The sequence below is a fragment of the Dietzia sp. DQ11-71 genome, from assembly GCF_014144995.1.
GTDB classification, from domain to species: domain Bacteria; phylum Actinomycetota; class Actinomycetes; order Mycobacteriales; family Mycobacteriaceae; genus Dietzia; species Dietzia kunjamensis.
The window spans coordinates 1-4,026 of sequence record NZ_JAALDT010000002.1 but is presented as its reverse complement, the minus strand read 5'-3'; the positions used below and the strand labels follow the sequence as shown (position 1 = coordinate 4,026).

6 protein-coding genes are annotated in these 4,026 nt (G+C 68.2%); 1 reads left to right on the top strand and 5 read right to left on the bottom strand.

Features of this window, described 5'->3' with window-relative positions; genetic code table 11:
• The 5 genes from G6023_RS00095 to ehuB all read right to left on the bottom strand — a co-directional run.
• On the bottom strand, positions 1 to 458 hold a 458-nt coding region (locus G6023_RS00095), incomplete at its 3' end, for an amidase family protein (protein ID WP_241727568.1).
• An 86-nt stretch (positions 459 to 544) separates the two neighbouring features.
• Positions 545 to 1,306, bottom strand: a complete 762-nt coding sequence (ehuA, locus tag G6023_RS00090) for an ectoine/hydroxyectoine ABC transporter ATP-binding protein EhuA (RefSeq protein WP_069388850.1) — start codon at positions 1,304 to 1,306, stop codon at positions 545 to 547.
• 49 nt (positions 1,307 to 1,355) lie between these two features.
• The gene (ehuD, locus tag G6023_RS00085; RefSeq protein WP_182633759.1) at positions 1,356 to 2,000 is read right to left on the bottom strand and encodes an ectoine/hydroxyectoine ABC transporter permease subunit EhuD; all 645 of its coding nucleotides are present in this window, start codon (positions 1,998 to 2,000) and stop codon (positions 1,356 to 1,358) included.
• On the bottom strand, positions 1,997 to 2,728 hold the full coding sequence (gene ehuC, locus G6023_RS00080; RefSeq protein WP_182633758.1) for an ectoine/hydroxyectoine ABC transporter permease subunit EhuC: 732 nt from the start codon (positions 2,726 to 2,728) through the stop codon (positions 1,997 to 1,999). Before ehuC ends, ehuD begins: the two co-directional genes overlap by 4 nt.
• A gap of 29 nt (positions 2,729 to 2,757) precedes the next feature.
• On the bottom strand, positions 2,758 to 3,609 hold the full coding sequence (ehuB, locus tag G6023_RS00075; RefSeq protein WP_200841581.1) for an ectoine/hydroxyectoine ABC transporter substrate-binding protein EhuB: 852 nt from the start codon (positions 3,607 to 3,609) through the stop codon (positions 2,758 to 2,760).
• A 229-nt stretch (positions 3,610 to 3,838) separates the two neighbouring features.
• Between ehuB and G6023_RS00070 the strand changes: the two genes are divergently transcribed.
• On the top strand, positions 3,839 to 4,026 hold a 188-nt coding region (locus tag G6023_RS00070), incomplete at its 3' end, for a trehalose-phosphatase (RefSeq protein WP_277817483.1).

Below are 4,026 nucleotides of genomic sequence, written 5' to 3'. Positions count from 1 at the left end.
GGGTCGTGCGGATTACGGGTGATCCCGGTGAGCGTGTTGTCCGTGACCCCCTTCCACGCGAACTCCGGGGTGGTGGTCTTGCCTATCACCACGCACCCGGCCTCGCCGACCGCCGAGGTGACAGGGGCGTCGTCGGGCCACGAGGCGGGATCGGACGCACCGGGCTTGTCGGCCAGGAGGCGGGAACCCCGGAGCGTCGGGACGCCGCGGGTGTAGAAGATGTCCTTGATCGTGGTGGGGACGCCGTCGAGCGGGCTCAGCGGTTCACCACGGTGGTACCGCTCCTCGGACGACCGCGCGGCCGTCAGCGTCGCGTCACGATCGACGTGACAGAAGGCGTTGATCTCGCCGTCGACCCGATCGATCGCGGTGAGCACCTCCTCGGCGGCATCGACCGGGGAGAGTTCGCCCCGGCGGTAGCCGTCGGCCAGTTCGAGGGCCGTGTGCGACAGGGTCATCGGCGCGCCTTCCATGGAACCGTCTGATTGTCGACAATCCTACAGGCGGCCGGGTCACGGTCAAGCGTCACGCCACACGGGGCGGGTCACCGTTCGAGGACGGCCTTGAGGAACGTGCGTGTCCGGTCCTGCTTGGGATCGGTGAAGATGGCCTCGGGGGTGCCCTCCTCCACGATCTTGCCCTGATCGAACACCAGCACGCGGTCGGCCACGTCGCGGGCGAACCCCATCTCGTGGGTCACGATGAGCATCGTGATGTCGGTGGACTCGGCGATCATCCGCAGCACCCCGAGCACGTCGGCGACAAGCTCGGGATCGAGAGCCGAGGTGACCTCGTCGAGGAGCAGGATATCGGGATCCATCGCCAGCGCCCGGGCGATGGCGACCCGCTGCTGCTGCCCGCCCGACAGCGTGGTCGGGTGGGCGTTCTCCTTGTCCGCGAGACCGACCGTGTCGAGGAGCTCACGTGCCCGCTCCACCGCCTCCCCCTTGGACCGCCCCAGGACGTGGATCTGCGCCTCGGTGATGTTCTCGAGCACCGTCATGTTGGGGAACAGGTTGAACTGCTGGAACACCATCCCGATCTTCGAGCGGACGGCGCGCAGGTGCTTCTGGGAGGCCTTGACCAGCGTGTCGCCCTTGAACTGGTGGGTCAGGGGTTCGCCCTCCACCCAGATCACGCCGTCGTTCGCCTCCTCGAGGGTCATCAGCAGGCGCAGGATCGTCGTCTTGCCCGACCCGCTGGGGCCGATCAGCGCGACCCGCTCGCCCCGCCGCACGGTGAAGTCGAGGTGGTCCAGGACCACGTGGTCGCCGAACTGCTTGACCACCTTCTCGAACACCACCATCGGCGACTCGCCGCCTGTCGGCGTGCTCGGCCGCGTCGGCGTGCTGGGGTCAGTAGACAAGGGACTTCTCCAGTCTCCGGATGAGGATCGAGGTCGGGTAGCTCGCGAGCAGGAAGATCACCCCGGCGAGGGTGATGGGCTCGAGGTACTGGAAGTTGCGGGCGCCGTACTGCTGCGCGGCGGTCACCATCTCCACCACCGTGATCGCGAACAGGAACGGGGTGTCCTTGAACAGGGAGATCGCGTAGTTGCCGAGCGCCGGGACCGTGTTGCGGATCGCCTGGGGCAGGACGACGGCGCGCCACGTGCGCCCCGCGGGGAGTGACAGCGCCCGGGCGGCCTCCCACTGCCCGGTCGGGACCGCGTCGATGCCCGCGCGGTACACCTCCGCCATGTAGGTCGCGTAGTGCACGCCGATCACGGCGATGCCGATCTGCAGCGCGGTGAACTGCGGCAGCAGGAAGTACGCGAACAACAGTTGGACGACGAGAGGGGTCAGGCGGATGAACTCGGTGACCAGGCGCAGGGGCACGGTGATCACGGCGGGCGCGGCGCGACGCACCATCGCGACGAGCAGTCCCAGCACCGCGGCGATGAGGAAGCCGACGACGGTGGCCAGCAGCGTGATCCGGAACCCCTCCAGCAGGATCGGGATGCTCTCGATGGCGCGTTCCCAGCTCCAGTCGACGCTCATCGGCCCACCCCCACTGCCTCGTTGACCCGTTCGGGTCGCAAGCTGAGCACCTCACGGAGCGACGGCCCCGCCCCCAGGCGGGACTTCGCCCGGACCTCGAGGAGATTCATGAACAGGGTGAGGACGTACGCGATGACGAAGTAGAGGATCAGTCCGACGCCGAAGGCGAACACCGTATCGCCGGTCACCCGGCGCAGCTCCCCGATGTGGAAGGTCAGGTCCTGCAGCAGGATGAAGCTGGCCAGGGCACTCCCCTTGAGGAGCTGGACCAGGAGGTTGTTCAGCGGCGGGATCATCTGCACCCACGCCTGCGGGAAGACGACCTTGGACATGCGATGCCAGGGCGAGAAGTTGAGGGCGACCGCGGCCTCCTTCTGCGGGGTCGGGACGGCGGCCAGCGAACCACGGACCACCTCGGCGGCGTACGCGCCGTAGTTGAGTCCCAGCGCCAGGATCCCGCAGAAGAGCGGATCGAGTTCGTAGCCGAGCAGCGGCAGCACGAAGAACAGCCAGAACAGCTGCACCAGCAACGAGGTGCCCCGGAAGAACTCGACGATCGTCCTCGACACCCCGCGGATCACCATGAGGCGGGACCCGGCCGCCACGCCGAGGACCAGCGCCATGGCGAAGCCCAGCGCCGCACCGCCCAGTGTCAGATAGATGGTGGTGACGATGCCGTCCTGGAAGCGGGGCCACGCCTCCAGGAAGGCCTCGATGTTACTTTCCACGGTCGTTCGTCACCGGACTCCGTGCACCGTCACTCGCCGGCGCAGAGGTCGGCGGTCGTCAGCGCGGGGTCGGGGAGCTCCCCCTCGGTGAACCCGAACTCACCCACGATGGAGAGGTACTTCTCCGGATCGGAGGTGATCTTGGCCAGTTCCTCGTTGTAGGCGTCGAGGAGCTCCTGGTCGTCGGTGCGGAACACGGTACCGCCCGCGCCGACCTGCGGCTCGCCGTTGATCTCCGCGACGAACGACTCGGTCACCTCGACGGGGGCGTCGGGGTTGTTGTTCTTCATCCAGTTCAGCGAGATGCCGGTCAGGGCGAAGACGTCGGCGCGCCCGGAGGTGACCGCGTCCATCCCGTCTTGGGGGGTCGCGACCTGCATGCTCTCGATACCCAGCTCGGAGGCGTAGTCGGACTCGATCGCGCCCGTCATCGTGGCGAGCCGCGCTCCACTCTCGGCCACGGACTGCATGTCGGTCAGGTTCATCGGGTTGCCCTCCTCGACCATGAGGGCGGTGGTGTAGTTGAACTCCGGTTCGCTGAACGCGGCCTGCTCGCAGCGCTCCGGGAGGATCGACATGCCCGCGCTCACCACATCGAAGCGGTTGGCCTGGAGGCCGGGGATGAGGGCACCGAAGTCCGCGTTCACGCCCTCGACGGTGTCGATGCCCAGATTCCCGAAGATCTCGCGGTGGAGGGCGACCGTGGCGCCGGTGAGCTCGCCGTTCTCCTGGAACGAGTAGGGCGCCTCGCCGGCGAAGCCGACCGTCACGCTGCCGCGGTCCTGCAGGGTCTCCAGCAGGCTCGAGTCGTCGTCGGAATTCGTCGATGTACAGCCCGTGAGCCCCAGGCCGATCACCGCGGCGGCGGCGATCACGCTCATCGGACGACGGCGTACGGATGTCCTCAGCACTGATGGTGCCATGGTCTTCTCACCTTCCGGTCGCGGTCGGACACTGGGCGCACCCGGTGCCCGATCCTCTGCGCTCACCGGTACGTCGTTCCGACGCCCGACTTCAGCCTTTGAGTCTCCTTAACGTAACACGCGTCACATGACGCGCCGGGCGCTTTCGCGGTGCCCGGGTCCGGGCGGCGCGCTTATCCTGACGTCCATGACCACCGCCGAGACCCTGGACGAGGCGCTGCGCCGCGCCGCCGACGCCCCCACCCTCGTGGTGGCGTGCGACTACGACGGCACGCTCGCCCCGTTCGTCGACGACCCCACGAAGGCCGTGCCCGCCCCCGGTGCCGCGGACGCCCTGGCGAGACTGGCGGGGCTGCCCCGGACCACCGTCGCCCT

Bases quoted from the DNA above. Each gene is read 5' to 3' on its own strand.
- ehuA (WP_069388850.1), bottom strand. From the start codon at position 1,306: ATGGTGGTGTTCGAGAAGGTGGTCAAGCAGTTCGGCGACCACGTGGTC.
- ehuD (WP_182633759.1), bottom strand. From the start codon at position 2,000: ATGAGCGTCGACTGGAGCTGGGAACGCGCCATCGAGAGCATCCCGATC.
- ehuB (WP_200841581.1), bottom strand. From the start codon at position 3,609: ATGAGCGTGATCGCCGCCGCCGCGGTGATCGGCCTGGGGCTCACGGGC.